Raw genomic sequence first — 20,217 nt, forward strand, 5'->3', positions numbered from 1 at the left:
GAAATCTCTCCTTTTCCTCTTTTTATCAGTGTTGACACATAAAAAGAGGCTCAGACACAAAAACAGGCTGTGGAGAAGACTTTCTCCACAGCCTGGAAATAACCTCCTCATCTAGAGGAGGTTATTTTATTTAAAATTCCAAGAGACTTTCCATTTTAATATTTTTGATAGGAAGAAATACGTAATGAAACTAGTAACTAAAAATCCGATGTAAAAGCTGGACAATGACTGCGCACGACTCAGCATTAAACCTCCAACCATTCCACCAAAGAAAATCGCACAACCCATAACTATTTTTTGTAGTTTTGGATATAATAAGTAGTTACCATTTCGCTCATTGACTGAACGAGCATATAAATATATACCGAGTGGTAATAAAACAATGATATGTGCGATAGGTGCAATCAATGTTTTTGCTGGCGGAATCTTTGTAAAGTTTGGTTCGTTATGACGTACTCCATTTTGATCGGTATAAGCGCTTTGTGGATCATAATTAAAGTTAATAGTAAAATCTTCTGCTGGACCAGAAATACGTATGTTTTCCATAACATCATGTATACGGCCATTCTTCTCATGAAAGTCGACATTCGAGTGAACAGCGATGACTCCTGATATAAGTGGTGGAAGTAATAACGGGAAGATGAATATAACGGCAGTGAGAAATCCTTGCGAGATAATATTCCCAGTTATTGTTCCTACGCATAATGCGAGTGTATAAATAGCGATTAATACAATTAACATATATATATAGTAACTATGAAACGGGGAAAATACTTGATATTTATTATGAAAAGTCAACCTTTTCATAATAGCAAATAGCCCCCAGTTTAAAATGACAACAGCGGCAATATTACAGATTCCAAACAACCACTTTGTTATATAAAGGTGTGAACGCTTAAAGGGCATAGACCATAACAAGTCGCTAGAGTTGTTTTGTCTTTCCCATCCAATTAACGTACAAGCTAGAATGATCAGTACGCTACCTAACAGCATGACAGGATCTAGAAGTGTTAAATCAAAGTGATAATGATATACATAGTTCCATTTTTTATTGTCATTTAGAAAGTGTTGCTGTTGAATAGAAGTCATATAGTAGTAATATGACAAAGTATAGAAGCTGACGAGCCAAAATAACCATACAACATATTTACTTTGTTGATACGTTCTTAGCCACAGTGCTTTTTGAAACATAGGATCTCTCCTTTAAAAAACTTTATAATTTGTTAGGCGTGATAATATAACATAAGTAATGATTCCAGTTAGAAACAAACCGATATAGTAGCTAGGTAAGAAATTAAAATTGTTTATTTTATAGCCGCCTAGTAATGCAAAGTAAATGGTTGTCCCCCATATCCATATTTTTAAATGCTTCTGGAAAATAAATATTTTTTGACTGTTTTCATTTGGTGATCGCATATATAAATATGTTCCAAGTAGTAAGTAAAAAATCGTATAGAAAATAGGGACTAACATTGATTTAGCTGAATAATACGCATGAGATACTGGATTTCTTAAAATAGTTGGATCGTTTTCCTTCTCAAGGTGTTCTGGATGATAGTTATAATCAATAGAAAAGCGATAAATTGGTGCAACTATATTTGTTTTTTGATTGATTTCATAGAGTTGTCGATATAAGTTTTTATTTTTAATATCTGCAGCGTACAAATGATTTATTGTAAAAGTGTATAGTAATGTAATAAATGTAACCCCTGCTAGTAACCACGGAATACAAAAAACAATCTGTGAAACAACACTGCCAGTAAAAGTACCGATGCATAGTGCAGCTGAATATACTGCAACATAAGAAACAATCGCATAAAGAAAGTATCGATGAAACGGACTAAATGATTGATAATCAAAATGAATAGTTGTTCTATAAATAACATACATAAGGATCCAATTTATAAGTAACGAGCTCACAATACAAAGTGAACCGAAAGTCCATTTAGATAAGAAAACATCTTTTCTTTTAAACGGCATTGTCATAAGTATTGTATTCGATTGGTTGCTACGTTCCCATCCTATCAATAAGCAGGCTAAAGCAATGATAAGAACAGTTAACCAAAAACTATTACCTTCTCCTGAAGAAAAGGAATAAAAATAATAATACTGTTTTCCCTTTTCTTGTAATTCGTAATACACATCAAGTTGTTGCTGAGCACTTCTATAATATCCAAAAGATAAAAGATAAAGCGAACTAAAGAAGAATAGCAATACTGCATATTTCCCGCGTTTCCAATTCCACATCCACAACGCCTTATGAAACATACCCATCCTCCTCTAGTGTCGTAACGAAGACATCTTCAAGTGACATTGTTAATTCTTCAATGAGTATAGGTTGTTCTTTATAAAACTTCTCCAGTGTTGTAGCCACATTTCCCTCAATTAAGATTGTATATACTTTTCCTGTTTGATTTAATATTTTAATATTGCTTAAGTTTTCTAGTTTTTGAGGTAATGAACGTTCGTAAGCTACTTGTATTTTAGCAAATCGTGATTTGGCATCGTCTAGTGATGTAATAGACGAGATAGTATGGCCTTTTAGTATAATAATTGTATCTGCAATTTGTTCCACTTCATCTAAATGGTGAGTGGAGATGAAAATGGTAATCTCTTTTTCTGCAACTTCTCCAACGAGAAACTGTAAAATTTGTCTTTTCACAATAGGGTCAAGTCCGTTTGTCGGTTCATCTAAAATGATATATTCTGCTTTTGTAGAAACGGCTAAAATGATGGCAAGTAATGCTTTCATCCCTTTCGAATAACTACGAATTCGTTTGTTTGGTAAGTTAAAACGTTCTAACAGTTCATAGAAATAAGCTTCATCAAATGCGGTATAAACTTCTTTATAAAACTTTACAATTTCTTTTACCGTATATCCGTTTAGTATGTTAGTAGAATCAGGGACATAAACAATTTTTTGCTTTATTTCAGGACACTGATGAATGTTTGTATCTTCATATGTAATAGTCCCGGCATCAGGTTCTAAAATACCGACCATCGTTCGTAATAAAGTTGTTTTCCCCGCACCGTTTCTTCCGAGTAATCCGATAATACTTCCTCTTTGTAATGTGAAAGAAACATCATCTAAAATCGTTTGATTATCAATTGTTTTCTTCAAGCTTGTCACTTTCAGCATCCGCATTTCCTCCAATCTCTTTGTAGTATGAGTCTATCCAATCATGAATTTTATCTTTCGTAACACCAAGATAAGAGGCTTCTAATAGTAATTGATGAAATTGCTTTTCAACCATAGCGATTTTCCTTTCGTCTAATGTTGGGGTAATCGATTGGGATACAAATGTTCCTTTTCCTCGTAATGTTTCAATAATCCCTTGTCGCTCTAACTCTTGGTACGCTTTACTCACTGTGTTTGGATTTATAACGAGTAAAGAAGCGAGTTCGCGTACAGAAGGTAGTTTGTCACTTGGAGCTAACATGTTCTTCAATACGAGTTCTTTTATATTTTGAACAATTTGTTCCCATATCGGAGTGTTGCTTCTTGGATCAAGTTGAATATGCAAGAGCAATGTCTCCTTTCTGACGTGTATTAAGTGTACTACTGTATGTAATACACTTAATACAATATAGGTGATGAATGTATTTGTCAACTGTAAATATTAGAAAAATATGGTATTAAAAAATAAAAAATTGGAAAAAATAGGTCTGATATAGAATGGAGGGTTAGTCATGAAGCGAGTTTTTGGAATACTTGTTTGTTTCATGTTATTGCTTTCTGGTACTTCAGTTAGTTTCGCACAATCTGAGAAGACGAAGCAGGAGAAAACAGAAGAAACAACGCCGAAGTTAGCGGAACAAGCGTCATCAGCAATTGTAATTGAACAAGATACAGGTAAAGTTTTGTTTGATAAAAATCCAAATGAGAAGTTACCACCTGCTAGTATGACGAAGATTATGACAATGCTATTAATTATGGAACAAGTTGAAAAAGGAAAACTAAAACTGACCGATAAAGTTAGAGCAAGTGAGCATGCAGCTTCAATGGGTGGATCACAAATCTTTTTAGAGCCTGGAGAAGAGATGACTGTAAATGAAATGCTAAAGGGAATTGCAATTGCATCAGGAAATGATGCGTCTGTTGCAGTAGCGGAGCATATCGCTGGTTCAGAAGAAGGTTTTGTAAATATGATGAACAAAAAAGCGAAAGACTTAGGACTGAAAAATACTCATTTTCAAAATCCAACAGGTCTTCCGGCTAAAGACCATTATTCTACAGCGAATGATATGGCTATAATGGCGAAAGAATTGATGAAGTACCCACTTATTCGCAAATACACAGGTAAATACGAAGACTATTTACGTGAAGATACGGATAAGAAGTTTTGGCTCGTTAATACGAATAAGTTAGTACGCTTTTATCCTGGAGTAGATGGTGTGAAAACGGGCTTTACGACAGAAGCAAAATATTGTTTAACAGCATCGGCTGAAAAGAATGGGATGCGTGTTATTTCAGTTGTTATGGGAGCACCTACATCGAAAGAACGGAACAATCAAGTAACGAAGCTTCTTGACTACGCGTTTGGTCAATATATGACAAAGAAATTGTATACACGAGGCGAAAAAATTAAGACTGTTCAAGTAGGAAAAGGGAAAAAAGAAAAAGTAGATTTAGTTGCGTCAGACAATGTGTCTCTTCTTATGAAGAAGGGCGAAAATATGGACAAAGTAAAGCGAGAAGTTATTGCTGAAAAGAAAGTGAAAGCGCCAATTAAAAAGGGCGATGCACTTGGTACACTTGTTATTAAAAGAGATAAAGATGTTTTACTAAAACAAACAATTGTAGCAAAAGAAGATGTTGCTGCAGCGAGCTGGTGGGAGTTATTTAAAAGAAGTTTTGGGATGTTTTCAACATCAAAATAGCGGCAAATATTTTGCCGCTTTTCTATTCATATGTAAGTAAATAATTGCTGAATGGTTTCACTTTATGGCGAAATAGTTCTTCTTTTGTCAGTAGGAAGGATTCTTATGTTGTATCACGAAAATCTTTATGTATGTAAATGAGTAAAGTTTGAGCATAAGGAGGAAATCGTGTGAGTCTTTCCATGCAATTAGAAGTAAAACGTGACGTCCTATGTGTGAGACTAGCGGGTGAATTAGATCATCATACTGCTGAAGAGTTGCGAACGAAAGTAACAGATATGATTGAGACACGTGGTGTTCATCATATTGTTTTGAGCCTAGAGAACTTATCGTTTATGGATAGTTCTGGTTTAGGGGTTATATTAGGCCGATATAAGCATGTAAAGGGATTGGGTGGAGAAATGGTTGTTTGTGCAATTTCACCGCCTGTTAAACGTCTATTTGAAATGTCGGGCTTATTTAAAATTGTTCGTTTAGAAGAAAGTGAAGCGCATGCGCTCGCGACGTTGGGGGTGGCATAAATGAGAAATGAAATGAACCTTCAATTTTCAGCATTAAGTCAAAATGAATCGTTCGCTCGCGTTACAGTAGCTGCTTTCATTGCGCAACTAGACCCAACGATGGAAGAACTTACGGAGATTAAAACAGTTGTGTCAGAAGCAGTTACAAATGCAATTATTCATGGGTACGAAGGAAATGCAGAAGGTGTTGTTTATATTTCTGTAATTTTGGAAGAAGCAATGGTGAAACTCACGATTCGAGATGAAGGGATTGGCATCTTTGATTTAGATGAAGCGAGACAACCCCTTTTTACAACTAAACCTGAATTAGAGCGTTCCGGAATGGGATTTACTATCATGGAAAATTTTATGGATGAAGTAGAAGTTATTTCAAACGAATCTTTCGGGACAACAATCCATTTGACAAAATACTTATCAAATAGTAACGCTCTATGCAATTAAGGAGAATAGCCTATGGACATAGAGGTCAAAAATGAGAAGAAGAAACCTCAGTTAAAGGACCACGAGCTAAAAGCGTTAATTCAACAAAGTCAAGATGGAGATCAACAAGCGAGAGATACAATCGTTCAAAGCAATATGCGTCTCGTATGGTCGGTTGTGCAGCGTTTTCTTAATCGAGGATACGAACCAGACGATTTATTTCAAATTGGATGTATTGGGCTCTTAAAATCGGTAGATAAATTTGATTTATCTTTCGACGTGAAATTTTCAACATATGCAGTTCCAATGATTATTGGGGAAATACAGCGGTTTTTACGTGATGATGGATCAGTGAAAGTAAGTAGATCTTTAAAAGAAACAGGAAATAAAATTCGGAAGATGAGAGACGAGCTTTCGAAAGAATTTGGAAGGGCTCCAACGATTAATGAAGTAGCTGAAGCGTTAGAACTAACGCCAGAGGAAGTGGTTCTTGCGCAAGAAGCAAGTCGTGCTCCTTCATCCATACATGAAACGGTGTATGAAAACGACGGGGATCCGATCACTATTTTAGATCAAATTGCTGATCAATCTGAAACGAAATGGTTTGATAAAATTGCTTTAAAAGAAGCAATTAGAGAACTAGATGAGCGAGAACGTTTAATTGTGTATTTACGCTACTATAAAGATCAAACTCAATCAGAAGTAGCAGAGCGCATAGGTATTTCGCAAGTACAAGTTTCAAGACTTGAAAAGAAAATATTAAAACAGATGAAAGATCGAATAGATGAATAGCTATCTATTCGATCTTTTTTTTATGAATTTAATAGAAGGAGATTATAAACTTTCTTAAAAATTAACAGAATTTATTGATAATTTAGTAAATTTAAAATATAATCCAATTATGAACTTGTCACAAAGGGGGAAGGAAATATGGAAACGAGGCAACAATGGGGAACGAGGGCTGGATTTATTTTCGCAGCGGTCGGCTCTGCCGTTGGATTAGGAAACATATGGCGTTTTCCTTATACAGCGTATGAAAATGGGGGAGGCGCATTCTTTTTACCGTACTTATTCGCATTATTAACGACTGGTATTTCATTATTGGCGTTTGAATTCGCTCTTGGGCATCGTCACCGTGGTTCCGCGCCACTTACGTTCTTCCGTATTAGTCCGCGTGCTGAATTCATCGGATGGTGGCAAATGTGTGTAACGTTTATCGTTTCAACATATTATGCAGTAATTATTGCTTGGTCTATTTCATATACGTATTTTTCAATTACTGGAGCGTGGGGGAAAGACACGCAAACATTTTTATTTAAAGAGTATTTGCATGTTGCAGATAAGCCAGGGCAGTTTGGAGGGCTCGTACCGGAAGTATTAATTCCATTAGCTCTCGTTTGGATTATTGTGCTCGGCGTTGCATTCAAAGGAGTTAAAAAAGGAATTGAAGTTGTTAACCGCATTTTCATTCCTTTACTAGTTGTTATGTTCCTTATTATCGTAGTTCGTGCAGTGACGATGGAAGGTGCGATGCAAGGATTAGATGCATTCTTTAAACCAGATTGGAGTCGTATTTTTGATGGGAAAGTATGGCTTGCTGCTTACGGTCAAATTTTCTTTAGTTTATCTTTAGCATTTGGAATTATGATTACGTATTCTAGTTATTTACCGAAAAATTCAGATACAACAAATAATGCCTTTATTACTGGCTTTGCAAACTCAGGATTTGAATTATTAGCAGGGATTGGAGTCTTTGCAGCTCTTGGATTTATGGCAAACAATATGGGAGTACCGGTTGATAAAGTAGCAAGTGCTGGTGTAGGGCTTGCGTTCGTAGTGTTCCCGCAAATTATTAATGAATTACCGATGTCACCGTTATTTGGCGTATTATTTTTCTTATCATTAACAGTTGCTGGAATTACATCTCTCATTTCACTTGCGGAAGTATGTTTTGCTGCCGTATCTGAAAAGTTCAGCTTAAGCCGCCAAAAAACAATTGGAATTATGGGGACGCTTCTCGTACTCGTTTCTCTTGTTTTTGCAACACGTGGCGGGCTTATGTTCCTAGATGTTGTTGATTATTTCGCTAATAACTTCGGATTAATTTCAATTGCACTAGCAGAAGTAGTTACAATAGGGCTCATTTTACGCCGTTTACCAGTTTATCAAAATCACGCAAACTTCGTATCTGATATTAAGTTAGGCACGTTTTGGAGAGTGAGTTTACTCGTTATTACTCCGCTTATGTTAGGATACATGTTAATTGATGGTACAATCCAAAATATTAAAAAGAACTACGGAGATTATCCAACGGAGTTTGTCGTAACGTATGGTTGGTCAATCGCAGCAGCGTTCCTTATCGTTGCACTAATCATTAGTCTAAAGAAATGGAATGCACAAATACATTCAGATTCTGCTAAGCTTGAAAAAGAATGGAAAGATCGGGGTGTTTCATAATGAGTGGATCAGCGATTATGATGATGGTTATTGGTATTGTAGTCATTTGGGGAGGACTTGCGTTAAGTATTGCAAATTTATTTAAGAAAAAAGCATAAACTAAAAAACATCTGTACCGAAATGGTACAGATGTTTTTTTATGAAAAAATTGTATTAGAAAAAAATTCAATAACCATACTACAACTACGAGGAAGAGTGAAGAGGTGAATGGAAATTGGAACAAACAATTTATATTAAAATGCGTAATCGATTAAAAGTTTCTCCTACGTATGAAGTGAAGCTGGGTGATGTTGCTCAACTTGCGGGAGATGCTCTCGTAGTTCAGTCGTTACAGGATGAGGTAGTTTACAAAATAACAGCGCATGATAAGACGCATGTTGTAATTGATGTTATGAAAATTATTGAGATTATTAGGCAAAAAGCGGCCCATATACAAATTAATTTACTCGGTTCTGGACAAACTCTAGTTGAAATTATATATGAAAAAAAGAGAGTACATCCAATTTTCTTCGGACTTGTATGGTTGTTACTTTTTATTGGAGCGGCCCTTGCGATTATTTATTTCCATGAAGATGTAAGCATGCAACAAGTGCACCAACGGTTATATTACATGATTACAGGAGAATTTAAGGCGCAGCCACTTTTATTTCAAATTCCGTATTCATTAGGTCTTGGGTTAGGTATGGTCTTATTTTTTAATCATGTATTTCAAAAGCGAATTAATGAAGAGCCGAGTCCGTTAGAAGTAGAGATGTTCCAATACCAGCAATCACTTGACCAATATGTAATTGTTCATGAAAACAAGGACAATATGAAACAACTTGCCGATGATTGAATCTGGGTTTGTTATTCTAATTGGTTTAGCGGGAGGAATTGCAGTAGGTAGCGGATATGTCGCGTTTTTAGCTGTACTTGGTATAATCCCCCGGCTAGCTCAATTAACGAGAAGTGGAAAGCACATTCAATATTTTGAGTGGGCCGTTATTGCAGGTACGTTAACAGGAGCTTGGTGTAGTTTGAAAAACATTACATTTCAAACATCGCAATATTGGCTTGTTGTATTAGGTATATTTTGTGGTACATTCATTGGAATGCTTGCAGCCGCATTAACAGAGGTGTTAAATGTTCTACCTATTTTAGCGAAGCGAGTAGGGGTAGAGGGGAAAATTGTTGTTTTACTCGTTGCTCTTGTACTTGGGAAAGTAATAGGCTCGTTGTTTCACTGGATTTATTTCGTAAAGTAGGAGGCAATATATAAATGACAGGGCGAAAACTAAAGGATGATTACGTAAATAAAGTGAAGGAGTACCATCCGAAACCAAATTATTTCATAAATTGTGTTAAAGCATTTCTTGTAGGTGGACTCATTTGTACAATCGGTGAAGTATTGATGAAATTTTATATACATTATTTTCATTTCAGTGAACAAGAGGCAGGGAATCCTACGGTTGCCACTCTTGTATTATTGTCAGCGATTTTAACAGGTTGTGGTGTATATGATAAAATTGGTCAATTTGCTGGAGCTGGATCGGCTGTACCTGTTACGGGATTTGCGAATTCTATGGCGAGCGCTGCGTTAGAACATAAGAGTGAAGGAATTGTGCTTGGGATTGCTACAAACATGTTTAAGCTAGCGGGAAGTGTTATCGTTTTTGGGGTCGTTGGGGCATACATTATTGGGTTAATAAGATATACTTTTAACATTTTTATGTCTTAAAGGAGGGGCTAGTATGAGGTTGACTGGAAAACAAACGTGGGTATTTCAAAATGATATTTATGTGAATGCAACCGGTACTGCTGTCGGTCCGAAAGAAGCTGAAGGCCCTCTTGGAAAGGATTTTGATATTTCATATGATGATTTACATTGCGGAGAGGAGAACTGGGAACTTGCTGAACGGAGATTAATGTCAGATTCAATTCAGCAAGTCGTGCAAAAAGGAAATGTAGAAACATCACAAATTGATTTCTTTTTAGCGGGTGATTTATTAAATCAAACAGTGACAGCAAATTATGTTGCGCGTAAGTGGGGGATTCCCTTTTTAGGGATGTTCAGTGCTTGTGCGACCTCAATGGAGACTTTAGCGGTCGGATCCGCCTTTATAGATGGTGGATTTGCAAATCGTGTTTTAGCGACGGTAAGTAGTCATAATGCAACGGCTGAAAGACAGTTCCGTTATCCAACCGAGTATGGGGGCCAAAAGCCAGGAACAGCAAATTCCACTGTTACAGGTGCGGGATCCATATTAATTAGTAAAGAAAAAAGTGCCATTAAAATTACGGCAGCTACGATTGGAAAAGTGCAAGATTTAGGAATTGCGAATCCTTTAGATATGGGGTCAGCGATGGCGCCTGCTGCTGCTCATACAATTCAGCAACACTTTGAAGATTTAAAGAGAAGTGCCGATGATTATGATTTGATTGTTACCGGTGATTTATCAGCTATTGGGACACCAATCGCGAAACAACTGTTACTGGAAGAAGGTTATGATCTTGGGCATATATATAATGATTGCGGATTAATGATTTATGATTCCGGTCAAGAAGAAGTATTTGCCGGTGGTAGCGGTTGTGCTTGTTCAGCTGTTGTCACATATGGTCATTTATTAAGCGAGATGCAAAAAGGGAATTTACAACGAATTTTTGTCGTTGCTACTGGCGCGTTATTAAGTCCGATGATGATGCAGCAGAAAGAAACAATTCCAACCATTGCGCATGGTGTCGTATTTGAGAGAGTGAAGGGAGAGTGAATTGTGGATTTTATATATGCATTTCTTGTAGGAGGCGCTATTTGTATAATTGGACAAGTATTATTAGATTTCGCAAAGTTAACACCAGCCCATTTAATGGCTACCTTTGTAGTCATAGGAGCAGTGTTAGATGGCTTTGGATTATACGATAAGCTCATAAAGTTTGCTGGTGCTGGTGCGACAGTTCCTATTACAAGTTTTGGACATTCACTATTACACGGAGCAATGCATGCGGCAGAAAAACACGGATATATAGGGATTGGTATGGGTATGTTTAGTTTAACGTCTGCAGGCATTTCAGCAGCGATATTATTTTCATTTTTTGTAGCACTTATATGTAAACCGAAAGGATAAATCAAATGAGACGAAGGGTTATTTTGGTCACAGATGGAGATGAATATGCAAAGCGAACAATTGAGCTTTTAACGAAGGAATTTGGGGGAAGGTGTATTTCAGCATCACAAAGTAATCCAACCAAATTAACAGGGAAGAAAGTTGTTGAGCTTATTATGCAAACGCCATATGACCCTGTATTTGTCATGTTTGATGACAGCGGATTTATTGGAGAAGGATCTGGTGAAAAAGCTTTAAAATATGTAGCTACGCATAAGCAAATTGATGTACTCGGGATTTTGGCAGTAGCGTCTAATACACATCATTGGGAATGGGCACGCGTAGATGTAAATGTAGATCGGAACGGAAACTTAACCGAATATGGTGTTGATAAATTTGGACTTCCAGATGGAGAAATTGGCAGAATTAGCGGAGATACAATTTATTGTTTAGACGATTTGAATGTTCCTGTCATCGTTGGAATTGGTGATATTGGTAAGATGTGTGGAAATGATGAATGGGAGAGAGGATCACCAATTACTAAAAAAGCAATTCAGTTAATTTTGGAAAGGAGTGGTTTTTATGACGAAGCCTAAAAAAGTAGAAATCCCTATTTCATCTTTCATAAGTGATAATGAAAATTACTTAAAGCAAACAGCTGGACTGGGTGTTACATACGATGTTGGTATTCGTAAATTTCAAATTTTAAATAAAGAAATTGGTGTGTTATTTGTAAACGGACTTTGTGATACAAATTATATTATCCCTATTTTAGAAGAAGCGGTGGATACAAATGAAATAAGAGATGTAGAAGAAGATACAGTGAAGCTTTTAGAGAATCGTTTAATTCATCAACAAGTAAGTAAAGTGAGAACGATGGATGAGGTAATGCTTCAAGTATTATCAGGACTCATTATTATATTTGTGGAAGGAGAAACGGAAGCTTTTGCGATAGATGTTCGTAGTTATCCAGGACGAACACCAACAGAACCAGATACAGAAAAGGTAGTACGTGGTGCAAGGGATGGATTTGTTGAAAATATCGTTGTAAATACAGCATTAATTCGTAGAAGGATACGTGACCCACGTCTTCGAAATGAAATGATTCGAGTAGGAGATCGATCACAAACGGATATTTGTATTACATATGTACAAGATGTTGCAAATCCGGATTTAGTTAAGATTATAAAACAAGAATTAAATAACATTGAAGTAGACGGAATTACGATGGCGGATAAAACGATAGAGGAATTTGTAGTTAAACAAGGCTATAATCCCTTCCCGCTTATTCGATACACAGAAAGACCAGATGTAGCGGCAAATCATCTACTAGAAGGACACGTGCTAGTACTTGTTGATACATCACCGAGTGCTATGATTACTCCAACAACATATTTTCATCATTTACAGCATGCAGAAGAGTTTAGACAAAATCCAGCTGTAGGTACATTTTTACGTTGGGTACGTTTTTTAGGTGTTATATTTTCGCTGTTCTTATTACCATTTTGGTTAGTTTTTGTGTTTGATCCAACTCTTTTACCAGAAAGTCTTGCTTTCATTGGACCAAACAAGATGACGCATTTACCAATTTTATTACAAATTTTGATGGCTGAAATTGGACTTGAATTTTTAAGGATGGCTGCCATTCATACACCGACATCATTATCATCTGCAGCAGGATTAATTTCTGCCATATTAATTGGTCAAATTGCAATTGATGTAGGTTTGTTTGTACCAGAAGTAATTTTATACGTAGCAGTTTCTATGATTGGAGCATATGCAACACCGAGTTATGAACTAGGGCTTGGGAATAAAATCGGGAAGCTATTTGTCATTATTTTGACAGGGATATTTCATGAAATGGGATTTGTAGTTGGAATGACGATATTAATTTTATTTTTAACGTCTATAAAAAGTTTACAAACACCGTATTTATGGCCGTTTTTACCATTTGATTGGGGCGCATTAACAAAAATTCTACTCCGTCCAACGATGTCTAGTTTAAAAGTACGCCCAAGTATTGTAAAACCTCAAAATGTAAGAAGACAAAAATAAACGGGTGTATACACCCGTTTATTTTTTTAGCAAAAATTTATTGTTTTTTAACAAAAATCAAACATTTTTTGTGTACACTTAGAGTAGATATTGTGTATGGAAGGGGAAGAGGACATGATTAAATTATTTGTAAGTGATTTAGATGATACGCTCGTTTACAATGTGAATCATATGCAAAAAGAAGATGAACGTGCACTTTGTTGGTTAGCTGAAAAAGGGACAAATATTTGTTTTGCCTCTGGCCGCTTTACTCATCGAATTGATGAAGTTGTAAATAGGTTTGCATTCCCGTATTACACAACTAGTTTAAATGGAGCAACAATGTTACTGCCAGATGGAAAAATATTTCATGAATCAAGTTTTGAAGATGGGATTGCCCAGGAAATATATCGATATATCCATAAAAAGGGACTAGCAGATATTGTTTGTGCAAATGAGCAACGGTATACAAAAAGAAAGAATGAACATCATCATAATTTTGAAACATATATGGGCGTGCATATTGCTGAGATAGAAGCATTAGAAGAGGAATTTGGTAAGACTGTACATCCTGCGAAATTGTTTGTTTTTGGGGAAGAAGAGACAATTGTAGCATTAGATCAAGAATTACGAGATACATTTCAGAGCGAAGCGGAAGTTTTTATGTCTGGTAAACGCTATGTTGACATTATGCCAAGGGGAGTAAGTAAGGGGAGTGCTTTAAGGCGACTAATGGAACATTTGCAAATTGAGGCAAATGAAGTTGCATGCATTGGAGATTCCTTCAATGATATTTCTATGTTTGAAGTAACCCCGCATTCATTTACTCTACATCATGCTCATCCATATGTGAAGGAGAAGGCAAATCATATTGTTCGTTCGGTTGAAGAAGCTGTTATGAAATTGCCGTTACTTGTATAAAGAAGAAGCTCGTCACTGACGAGCTTCTTTTTATTTGAATAACGATTTAACAAAATCAATGATACTTGAGAAGAAATCTTTCACTTTATCTAGGAAACCTTGCCCTTCTTCAGATCCTAAAAAGGCAGAAACATGTTCTTTTGCTTTATTTAACTGACTGCCAACTTGATTCCAATCAATATTAAGATTTTTCATTTTATCAAATAGCGCAACTAAGTTATCTAACTGTTCATCCGTTAATATAATACCAAGTTGGTCCGCAATTTTTTTAATTAATGAACGTAAATCTTCAGTCGTTTTTGGTTGCTCTTTAGCAATTTCTTCTTTAATTTTTGCAACAAGTTGAACTGCTTTTTCTTCACCAATTTTATCGCCGAGCTGGGATGTTTGCACCATTTCTTCATTGGCTACTTTTTTTACTTCTTCAGGAATTGCTTTGTTCGATGTTGTTTCATAGGCTTTCATTAAACCTGTTAAAGCAGCGGTTCCTGAAACTTTAAATGGTGCAGTAATTTGAATTTCTGCATCTTTCACACCTGCTGTAATAAGTGCGTTTGTGTACATTGCATCTGTTATGGAATTAATGTTTTTTGAACGTACAATAAGGCCAGAACCTGGCTTTGTATATGTGATCATAGAAGAGGAAATTGCTCTCGTACCAATTTGCGCTTTTGGAACAATCCCTTCTAGAAATTTATGTTCTTCCGCATTAGAAACAGTAATGATTGTAGCATCTTTCGGTGCTTTCATTTCTTTTAACAGATCTTGTTTTTGTTGTTCGGACAAGTTTTCTCCTAGTGTAACAATTGATTCTCCTTCAATGATGTCTGCAAACGAAGCTGTTGGCATCATAAATACCGTTACAGCTAATAGCAGAGCTAGTAATTTCGTTTTCACGAAAAATCGCTCCCTTTCTCTTTCTAAAATTTTCGGGCAACACAGTTATTATAGTATATATTTCTTATTTGTCACCTAGCTTTTTCCACATTTCAAAAAAGAAGTATGTAGATTGTCGGATTCTTTTTGTTTCTAGTCATGAATGTGGTAATATAGTGCTGAGATAGTTGAAAGGAGACATATACATATGAAAACTTTAGGATACATATTAATGGAAAATGGTGAAAAAATCGATTTAGAATTTTTCCCAGAAGAGGCACCAAAAACAGTAGAAAACTTTAAAAAACTAGCAGAGCAAGGATTTTATGATGGTGTGACATTCCACCGCGTTATTCCTGGCTTCGTAAGCCAAGGTGGCGATCCAACAGGAACAGGTGCAGGTGGCCCAGGTTACTCTATCCCATGTGAAACTGATGGAAATCCTCATAGACACCTTGTAGGATCACTTTCTATGGCTCATGCTGGCCGTAACACAGGTGGTAGCCAATTCTTTATCGTTCATGAGCCACAACCGCATTTAGATGGTGTACATACTGTATTCGGTAAAGCAACAAGCGGTATTGAAACAGTATTAAACATGCGTCAAGGTGATGTAATGAAAGAAGTTAAAGTTTGGGAAGAATAAGTTAATGAGAAAAGAGAGCTATTGCTCTCTTTTTTGTTTTTTTGATAGGAATCGGTATTTTGTTTACAGTGCATGATACAAGTAGTACTGTTATTGTAGTGAAAATATGTCGCTTATAAGAACAAAATTTTAACAAATTACATAGAATACATTACATAACATGTTTCAATAAATCTTTTTTATTACATTCATTTTGCTAGAATTCATTTGCTCTAAGGTGATGACTAGTGAAGTGATAATGAGCGGTGGATGTGTCTTTTCACTTTCATATAACAGCGTTTCTTCTTTTATCTACTTAGAAAAAATAGTACTGAAACATATATTTGACTTTCTTCTTTTCGCTTTGTATGATTATCAAGTTGCTTTAAGCCCTTCTCACTCTGTTGAAAATATTGTAAAATGAATGAGATATGAAAAGAGTGGTTGAGGGGATTAATAGTTTGTAACTTTTGTAAGAAGGGATAAGGGTTATGTTAATTCGTTTTAAGAAAAGTTATGAAAAGATTGCAATGGGGCTTCTTTCATTTATGCCAACAGAAAAAGATGTGAAAACATTACAATTGACTATGAAAGATTATGAAGCAAAGGATGAGTGGCAATTGTATTTGTGGAAACAAAACGAAGATTTTGTTGGGATAATGGGGATTGTAAAAAAAGAAAATCAAGTTTTGGAAATTCAGCATTTGAGTGTGAACCCATCTCACCGTCATATGGGTATTGGGACGAAGATGGTACAAGAGTTAAAGAGTAAATTTCTTGAGTTTACAATTTGCGGAAATGAGCAAACAGCAAGTTTTTGCAAAAAGTGTAAAGAGCTTGAACAAAATATACATTCGTGAAAGCAGAGATAAGTAGTTTATTATCTCTGCTTTCTTTTTTGTAATTGCTCATTTCGTTCAGCAATAACTTCTGTTCGATCACGTAATGTGTGCTTATGTATGATATATTCATTAGAACTAGCATTCGCATCTTTCCAAGGGAGGTTTTTTTTCTGACATAATTCCATGCAGTGCTTTTCTAATGCTGTATCCAATAATGGTAAAAATAACGGTGTAAAACCTTCTTCTTTCTGTATAGATTGCAATCTATCCTTGAGTAAGAATAGAAGTTGTGTGGCATTTATTCCTAAACGTTGTAAAGGTGCACTGTTTTTTTCTAAAATCGTTATGGCGCTTTTCATCATTTTCTCTGAGCCATTCCAGTTAGAGCGTCTTTGATGGTATAAAGAAACTGCAATTTGAATGAGGCCGACTAAGTAAATGTCACGATTTCCTCTTGGTTTTTCTTTCCAATATTCTTCTAGTATTTCGTGGCATTCAAAATAATCATAATCTCCGTGAAAATGAATTAAAAATTGTATGTATTCGGTAGGATACATTTTCTTCACCCCTGTTTAACGGTTATAAATACAAGTGTATCATAGAAATATGAACAATAAACGACTAGGGAGTTTTCCCTAGCCGTTATTGTTCATATTAGCAGAAGCAAGCTGCCCCTACAATAATTAGTAAAATAAACAATACAACAAGTAATGCGAACCCACCGCTAAAACCGCAATCAACGTGACCCATAGTTTTTTGACCTCCTACATTGTTCTTACTACACTGTTATCATATGAAGTGATGGGCATGATGACATAGGCATCGGTCTATTTTTAATTAAATTTCTTAAAAAGGTTGGATAGAACATGAGTATGCTCTATACTTATGTTGTTATAGAAAAAATGTGGTGGGATGCTTTGTGCAGTATAATTTTAAAGTAGAGGCTTTTGAAGGGCCTTTAGATTTATTGTTACATTTAATACATCGTTATGAAATTGACATATATAATATTCCTGTAGCGGAAATTACAGAGCAATATTTATCTTATGTTCATACGATGAAAGAACTACAATTAGATGTTGCAAGTGAGTATTTAGTAATGGCTGCAACGTTATTACAAATTAAAAGTAAAATGTTGTTGCCGAAACATGAAGAAGATGTACTTGATAACGGTGATGACTTTATAGATGATCCTCGTCAAGAATTGATGGAGAGGTTAATTGAATATAAGAAATATAAGCAAGTTGCTACTGAGCTAAAAGAAAGAGAACAAGAAAGAGCACAGCTATATACACGTCCGCCAATTGATTTTACATCGTTACAACAAGAAGAGGAGACGAACTTACCTCTTGATGTTACGTTATATGATATGCTAGCGGCATTTCAAAAATTAATGCGCCGAAAAAAAGCAAAGAAACCTGTAACAACACGTATTACTCGTCAAGAAATACCAATTGAACAGCGCATGACTGATATTTTAAAGCAGCTAGAAATACAAGGTGGTCGTCAAAGTTTTTATGATTTGTTTGTTGATGATGAACGAGAAATAATGGTTGTAACATTTTTAGCGGTTCTTGAGCTGATGAAAAATCAACAAATCATAATTGAACAAGAACATAATTTTGATGAAATTTTCGTATCAAGCTCTATTAAATCAGCATAGATCTAGTATGGAAAATGGGATAGAAATATTATATCTCATGCTAAGTTCGAATGTATCGTTTGGAACAAGAGAAAAAATATTGAACCGAACGCATTGATTGTGATTCGGTTTTTTGATGTGTATTTTTATGGAGAAAATAGGAGGAAGGAGCTCGTAAAATGGATAGAACAGAACAGAAATCAATCATTGAAGGGCTTTTATTTGTTTCTGGTGATGAAGGAATTTATCCAGAACAAATAGCGAAAGTCCTTGAAATTGAAGGAAACGAAGTAATCGATATTTTAGAAGAAATGCAAAAAGAATGTGAAAGTGCACACCGCGGTTTGCAAATTGTACAGTATGCAAAAGTATATCGTTTTGCTACAAAGAAAGAACATGCGTCGTATTATCAAAAATTAATAGACATCCCAACAGCTGCTTCACTCTCTCAGGCTGCTCTAGAAACGTTAGCAATTGTTGCATATCGTCAACCAATCACAAGAACAGAAATGGAAGAGATTAGAGGGGTAAAAACGGATAAGGCGTTACAAACGTTAGTTTCACACTTACTTATAAAAGAAATGGGAAGAGCAGAAGGACCTGGGCGTCCTATTTTATATGGAACAACGAAAGAATTTTTGGACACGTTTGGATTGAAAACATTAGATGATTTACCTCCGCTTTCTGAAGAAAACGAACAAATGAATGAAGCGGATTTATTCTTCGGTTCTTTACAAGAGATATCGAAATAAAAGCTTAGCATTTTGCTAAGCTTTTTTTTGTATATCAATTATATACCGTGCCATACTAATTGAAAAAAGGAGACGAGTTATGAAAGGTATGCGAAGTATTTTATTGTTAGTTTCTGTTTTGTTATGCTTTTCTTTAAATAGTGCATCGGCCAAAAGGTATATGATGTCTATTCATACTGCGTCTCCAATACATATGCAGCGGCAACATTTTGGTAAAATGAAAGTGAGTTTCTTAAAAGTAGGGCAAGGTGATGCAACACTTATTATATTGCCAAATGGACAAACAATGTTAATTGATGGGGGACCTTATGAAGCTGGTGAGGTTATTATCCAAAAACTAATTGAAAAAGGGATTAATCATTTAGATGCTATCGTCAGTACTCATCCGGATATGGATCATATAGGAGGACTCATTCCGATTGTAGAGCAAATGCCGGTTTCACTTATATTAGATAGTGGAAAAACATATAGTTCTTTTACTTATCATACGTATCGGAATCATATTAAAAAAAGAGGAATTCCTTTCGTTTCAGTAAAAGAAGGACAATACATCCCGCTAGATCCGCATGTTTCCATACAAGTATTAAATAATGGGAAATCAAAAGATGAAAATAATGAATCTTCAATTGTGTTAAAGGTACGATACGGAAAAGCGGATTTTTTATTAATGGGTGATGCGGATGTGCGGACGGAAACTGAAATATTAAAGCAATTTGATGTACATGCAGATGTATTAAAGGTGGGACATCACGGCTCCTATACTTCAACAAGTGAAATGTTTATAAAGAAGGTAGAACCGCAGTTCGCGATTCTTTCATATGGGAGCAAAAATCCGTATGGACATCCGCACCAAAGTGTAGTGAGACGATTAAAACAGCATGGTATAATGATGTATGGAACAAATAGACGTACAGTAGAAATGGAAACAGACGGCGAACATATTACAATCGGGTCTAGCGGATTAATGCCATTACTTAAGTGATTTATCCCGCATTAACGGGCAGTAAGACCCCCACCTCAAAATTCAGCGGAAGCAAAGAAGTTAGGTGGGGGTCGGGCTGCCCGTAAAAGCCCGATTGGTGAGGGCTAATAATCAGTGGGGGATGAACAAAACCCCCACTGATTAAAGTTTCACTTTATACGATAGATGATATTGTTCCTTTTTG

The 20,217-nt window shown here is 35.7% G+C and carries 27 protein-coding genes; 20 read left to right on the forward strand and 7 right to left on the reverse strand.

Annotation, left to right across the window (positions count from 1 at the left end; translation table 11 throughout):
• Positions 1–126: 126 nt before the first annotated feature.
• The 4 genes from ACUXEY_RS17700 to ACUXEY_RS17715 are packed head-to-tail and all read right to left on the reverse strand — an operon-like array spanning position 127 to position 3,524.
• A complete protein-coding gene (locus ACUXEY_RS17700) occupies positions 127–1,191 on the reverse strand; it encodes an ABC transporter permease (RefSeq protein ID WP_429599816.1) in 1,065 nt (354 codons plus the stop codon).
• Positions 1,192–1,203: 12 nt separating this feature from the next.
• Positions 1,204–2,268, reverse strand: a complete 1,065-nt coding sequence (locus ACUXEY_RS17705; RefSeq protein ID WP_429599813.1) for an ABC transporter permease subunit — start codon at positions 2,266–2,268, stop codon at positions 1,204–1,206.
• Positions 2,258–3,139, reverse strand: coding sequence for an ABC transporter ATP-binding protein (locus tag ACUXEY_RS17710; RefSeq protein ID WP_461301252.1), 882 nt, complete (start codon positions 3,137–3,139; stop codon positions 2,258–2,260). Before ACUXEY_RS17710 ends, ACUXEY_RS17705 begins: the two co-directional genes overlap by 11 nt.
• Positions 3,105–3,524, reverse strand: coding sequence for a GntR family transcriptional regulator (locus ACUXEY_RS17715; protein WP_000548033.1), 420 nt, complete (start codon positions 3,522–3,524; stop codon positions 3,105–3,107). The genes ACUXEY_RS17710 and ACUXEY_RS17715 overlap by 35 nt, the downstream gene beginning before the upstream one ends.
• Before the next feature lie 166 nt (positions 3,525–3,690).
• On the opposite strand from ACUXEY_RS17715, the gene dacF reads away from it, so the two are divergent.
• From dacF to ACUXEY_RS17785, 14 genes are all read left to right on the forward strand, one after another.
• Positions 3,691–4,881, forward strand: a complete 1,191-nt coding sequence (dacF, locus tag ACUXEY_RS17720; protein WP_166701907.1) for a serine-type D-Ala-D-Ala carboxypeptidase DacF — start codon at positions 3,691–3,693, stop codon at positions 4,879–4,881.
• Between the two features lie 170 nt (positions 4,882–5,051).
• A complete protein-coding gene (gene spoIIAA, locus ACUXEY_RS17725) occupies positions 5,052–5,402 on the forward strand; it encodes an anti-sigma F factor antagonist (protein WP_048530890.1) in 351 nt (116 codons plus the stop codon).
• Positions 5,403–5,843 (forward strand): anti-sigma F factor, encoded by a 441-nt coding sequence (gene spoIIAB, locus ACUXEY_RS17730; protein WP_001243399.1) that lies wholly within the window; start codon positions 5,403–5,405, stop codon positions 5,841–5,843. It abuts the gene before it with no gap.
• A 12-nt stretch (positions 5,844–5,855) separates the two neighbouring features.
• Positions 5,856–6,614 carry an RNA polymerase sporulation sigma factor SigF gene (gene sigF, locus ACUXEY_RS17735; RefSeq protein ID WP_000350734.1) on the forward strand — a complete coding sequence of 253 codons (759 nt, stop codon included), beginning with the start codon at positions 5,856–5,858 and terminating at the stop codon, positions 6,612–6,614.
• Positions 6,615–6,752: 138 nt separating this feature from the next.
• Positions 6,753–8,279: a sodium-dependent transporter gene (locus ACUXEY_RS17740; RefSeq protein WP_166701908.1), complete on the forward strand. Its 1,527-nt coding sequence runs from the start codon at positions 6,753–6,755 to the stop codon at positions 8,277–8,279.
• Positions 8,279–8,377 (forward strand): methionine/alanine import family NSS transporter small subunit, encoded by a 99-nt coding sequence (locus ACUXEY_RS17745; RefSeq protein ID WP_000016826.1) that lies wholly within the window; start codon positions 8,279–8,281, stop codon positions 8,375–8,377. Before ACUXEY_RS17740 ends, ACUXEY_RS17745 begins: the two co-directional genes overlap by 1 nt.
• 116 nt (positions 8,378–8,493) lie before the next feature.
• Entirely contained in the window at positions 8,494–9,114 is a 621-nt protein-coding gene (spoVAA, locus tag ACUXEY_RS17750) for a stage V sporulation protein SpoVAA (protein ID WP_429599801.1), read from the forward strand.
• On the forward strand, positions 9,107–9,523 hold the full coding sequence (gene spoVAB / locus ACUXEY_RS17755) for a stage V sporulation protein SpoVAB (protein ID WP_166702113.1): 417 nt from the start codon (positions 9,107–9,109) through the stop codon (positions 9,521–9,523). The genes spoVAA and spoVAB overlap by 8 nt, the downstream gene beginning before the upstream one ends.
• 14 nt (positions 9,524–9,537) lie before the next feature.
• Positions 9,538–9,996: a stage V sporulation protein AC gene (gene spoVAC / locus ACUXEY_RS17760; protein ID WP_166701910.1), complete on the forward strand. Its 459-nt coding sequence runs from the start codon at positions 9,538–9,540 to the stop codon at positions 9,994–9,996.
• A 13-nt stretch (positions 9,997–10,009) separates the two neighbouring features.
• The gene (gene spoVAD / locus ACUXEY_RS17765; protein WP_166701911.1) at positions 10,010–11,026 is read left to right on the forward strand and encodes a stage V sporulation protein AD; all 1,017 of its coding nucleotides are present in this window, start codon (positions 10,010–10,012) and stop codon (positions 11,024–11,026) included.
• A 3-nt stretch (positions 11,027–11,029) separates the two neighbouring features.
• Positions 11,030–11,380 (forward strand): stage V sporulation protein AE, encoded by a 351-nt coding sequence (spoVAE, locus tag ACUXEY_RS17770; RefSeq protein ID WP_461301253.1) that lies wholly within the window; start codon positions 11,030–11,032, stop codon positions 11,378–11,380.
• 5 nt (positions 11,381–11,385) lie between these two features.
• Positions 11,386–11,955, forward strand: coding sequence for a stage V sporulation protein SpoVABEA (gene spoVAEA / locus ACUXEY_RS17775; protein ID WP_048530877.1), 570 nt, complete (start codon positions 11,386–11,388; stop codon positions 11,953–11,955).
• Positions 11,942–13,414, forward strand: a complete 1,473-nt coding sequence (gene spoVAF / locus ACUXEY_RS17780) for a spore germination protein SpoVAF (protein ID WP_166701914.1) — start codon at positions 11,942–11,944, stop codon at positions 13,412–13,414. The genes spoVAEA and spoVAF overlap by 14 nt, the downstream gene beginning before the upstream one ends.
• A 96-nt stretch (positions 13,415–13,510) precedes the next feature.
• Positions 13,511–14,314: a Cof-type HAD-IIB family hydrolase gene (locus ACUXEY_RS17785; protein WP_166701915.1), complete on the forward strand. Its 804-nt coding sequence runs from the start codon at positions 13,511–13,513 to the stop codon at positions 14,312–14,314.
• A gap of 30 nt (positions 14,315–14,344) precedes the next feature.
• Here the strand turns inward: ACUXEY_RS17785 and ACUXEY_RS17790 are convergent, their stop codons facing one another.
• Positions 14,345–15,211 carry a DUF1002 domain-containing protein gene (locus ACUXEY_RS17790; protein WP_461301254.1) on the reverse strand — a complete coding sequence of 289 codons (867 nt, stop codon included), beginning with the start codon at positions 15,209–15,211 and terminating at the stop codon, positions 14,345–14,347.
• A 187-nt stretch (positions 15,212–15,398) separates the two neighbouring features.
• On the opposite strand from ACUXEY_RS17790, the gene ACUXEY_RS17795 reads away from it, so the two are divergent.
• From ACUXEY_RS17795 to ribT, 3 genes are all read left to right on the forward strand, one after another.
• Complete coding sequence (locus ACUXEY_RS17795; RefSeq protein ID WP_000853783.1) at positions 15,399–15,836, forward strand: peptidylprolyl isomerase; 438 nt, start codon at positions 15,399–15,401, stop codon at positions 15,834–15,836.
• 220 nt (positions 15,837–16,056) lie between these two features.
• Positions 16,057–16,239 (forward strand): hypothetical protein, encoded by a 183-nt coding sequence (locus ACUXEY_RS17800; protein WP_243870695.1) that lies wholly within the window; start codon positions 16,057–16,059, stop codon positions 16,237–16,239.
• Between the two features lie 67 nt (positions 16,240–16,306).
• Complete coding sequence (gene ribT, locus ACUXEY_RS17805) at positions 16,307–16,675, forward strand: GNAT family N-acetyltransferase RibT (protein ID WP_166701917.1); 369 nt, start codon at positions 16,307–16,309, stop codon at positions 16,673–16,675.
• Between the two features lie 20 nt (positions 16,676–16,695).
• On the opposite strand, the gene ACUXEY_RS17810 is transcribed toward ribT, so the two are convergent.
• Both ACUXEY_RS17810 and ACUXEY_RS17815 read right to left on the reverse strand, forming a co-directional pair.
• A complete protein-coding gene (locus ACUXEY_RS17810; protein ID WP_166701918.1) occupies positions 16,696–17,214 on the reverse strand; it encodes a DUF309 domain-containing protein in 519 nt (172 codons plus the stop codon).
• 97 nt (positions 17,215–17,311) lie between these two features.
• Complete coding sequence (locus ACUXEY_RS17815; protein ID WP_000510194.1) at positions 17,312–17,407, reverse strand: YjcZ family sporulation protein; 96 nt, start codon at positions 17,405–17,407, stop codon at positions 17,312–17,314.
• 169 nt (positions 17,408–17,576) lie between these two features.
• Here ACUXEY_RS17815 and scpA point away from each other — a divergent pair, with 169 nt between their 5' ends.
• The 3 genes from scpA (at position 17,577) to ACUXEY_RS17830 (ending at position 20,033) form a co-directional block, all read left to right on the forward strand.
• Positions 17,577–18,320 (forward strand): segregation/condensation protein A, encoded by a 744-nt coding sequence (gene scpA, locus ACUXEY_RS17820; protein ID WP_048530863.1) that lies wholly within the window; start codon positions 17,577–17,579, stop codon positions 18,318–18,320.
• A 158-nt stretch (positions 18,321–18,478) separates the two neighbouring features.
• A complete protein-coding gene (gene scpB / locus ACUXEY_RS17825) occupies positions 18,479–19,051 on the forward strand; it encodes a segregation/condensation protein ScpB (RefSeq protein WP_048530861.1) in 573 nt (190 codons plus the stop codon).
• 79 nt (positions 19,052–19,130) lie between these two features.
• Positions 19,131–20,033 carry a ComEC/Rec2 family competence protein gene (locus tag ACUXEY_RS17830; protein WP_429606925.1) on the forward strand — a complete coding sequence of 301 codons (903 nt, stop codon included), beginning with the start codon at positions 19,131–19,133 and terminating at the stop codon, positions 20,031–20,033.
• Positions 20,034–20,217 lie beyond the last annotated feature (184 nt).

This window comes from Bacillus sp. F9_6S_D1_P_5 (genome assembly GCF_054823925.1).

Bases quoted from the DNA above. Each gene is read 5' to 3' on its own strand.
- ACUXEY_RS17700 (WP_429599816.1), bottom strand. From the start codon at position 1,191: ATGTTTCAAAAAGCACTGTGGCTAAGAACGTATCAACAAAGTAAATAT.
- ACUXEY_RS17705 (WP_429599813.1), bottom strand. From the start codon at position 2,268: ATGTTTCATAAGGCGTTGTGGATGTGGAATTGGAAACGCGGGAAATAT.
- ACUXEY_RS17710 (WP_461301252.1), bottom strand. From the start codon at position 3,139: ATGCTGAAAGTGACAAGCTTGAAGAAAACAATTGATAATCAAACGATT.
- dacF (WP_166701907.1), top strand. From the start codon at position 3,691: ATGAAGCGAGTTTTTGGAATACTTGTTTGTTTCATGTTATTGCTTTCT.
- spoIIAB (WP_001243399.1), top strand. From the start codon at position 5,403: ATGAGAAATGAAATGAACCTTCAATTTTCAGCATTAAGTCAAAATGAA.
- sigF (WP_000350734.1), top strand. From the start codon at position 5,856: ATGGACATAGAGGTCAAAAATGAGAAGAAGAAACCTCAGTTAAAGGAC.
- ACUXEY_RS17740 (WP_166701908.1), top strand. From the start codon at position 6,753: ATGGAAACGAGGCAACAATGGGGAACGAGGGCTGGATTTATTTTCGCA.
- ACUXEY_RS17745 (WP_000016826.1), top strand. From the start codon at position 8,279: ATGAGTGGATCAGCGATTATGATGATGGTTATTGGTATTGTAGTCATT.
- spoVAB (WP_166702113.1), top strand. From the start codon at position 9,107: ATGATTGAATCTGGGTTTGTTATTCTAATTGGTTTAGCGGGAGGAATT.
- spoVAC (WP_166701910.1), top strand. From the start codon at position 9,538: ATGACAGGGCGAAAACTAAAGGATGATTACGTAAATAAAGTGAAGGAG.
- spoVAD (WP_166701911.1), top strand. From the start codon at position 10,010: ATGAGGTTGACTGGAAAACAAACGTGGGTATTTCAAAATGATATTTAT.
- spoVAEA (WP_048530877.1), top strand. From the start codon at position 11,386: ATGAGACGAAGGGTTATTTTGGTCACAGATGGAGATGAATATGCAAAG.
- spoVAF (WP_166701914.1), top strand. From the start codon at position 11,942: ATGACGAAGCCTAAAAAAGTAGAAATCCCTATTTCATCTTTCATAAGT.
- ACUXEY_RS17785 (WP_166701915.1), top strand. From the start codon at position 13,511: ATGGAAGGGGAAGAGGACATGATTAAATTATTTGTAAGTGATTTAGAT.
- ACUXEY_RS17795 (WP_000853783.1), top strand. From the start codon at position 15,399: ATGAAAACTTTAGGATACATATTAATGGAAAATGGTGAAAAAATCGAT.
- ACUXEY_RS17800 (WP_243870695.1), top strand. From the start codon at position 16,057: ATGACTAGTGAAGTGATAATGAGCGGTGGATGTGTCTTTTCACTTTCA.
- ribT (WP_166701917.1), top strand. From the start codon at position 16,307: ATGTTAATTCGTTTTAAGAAAAGTTATGAAAAGATTGCAATGGGGCTT.
- ACUXEY_RS17810 (WP_166701918.1), bottom strand. From the start codon at position 17,214: ATGTATCCTACCGAATACATACAATTTTTAATTCATTTTCACGGAGAT.
- ACUXEY_RS17815 (WP_000510194.1), bottom strand. From the start codon at position 17,407: ATGGGTCACGTTGATTGCGGTTTTAGCGGTGGGTTCGCATTACTTGTT.
- scpB (WP_048530861.1), top strand. From the start codon at position 18,479: ATGGATAGAACAGAACAGAAATCAATCATTGAAGGGCTTTTATTTGTT.
- ACUXEY_RS17830 (WP_429606925.1), top strand. From the start codon at position 19,131: ATGAAAGGTATGCGAAGTATTTTATTGTTAGTTTCTGTTTTGTTATGC.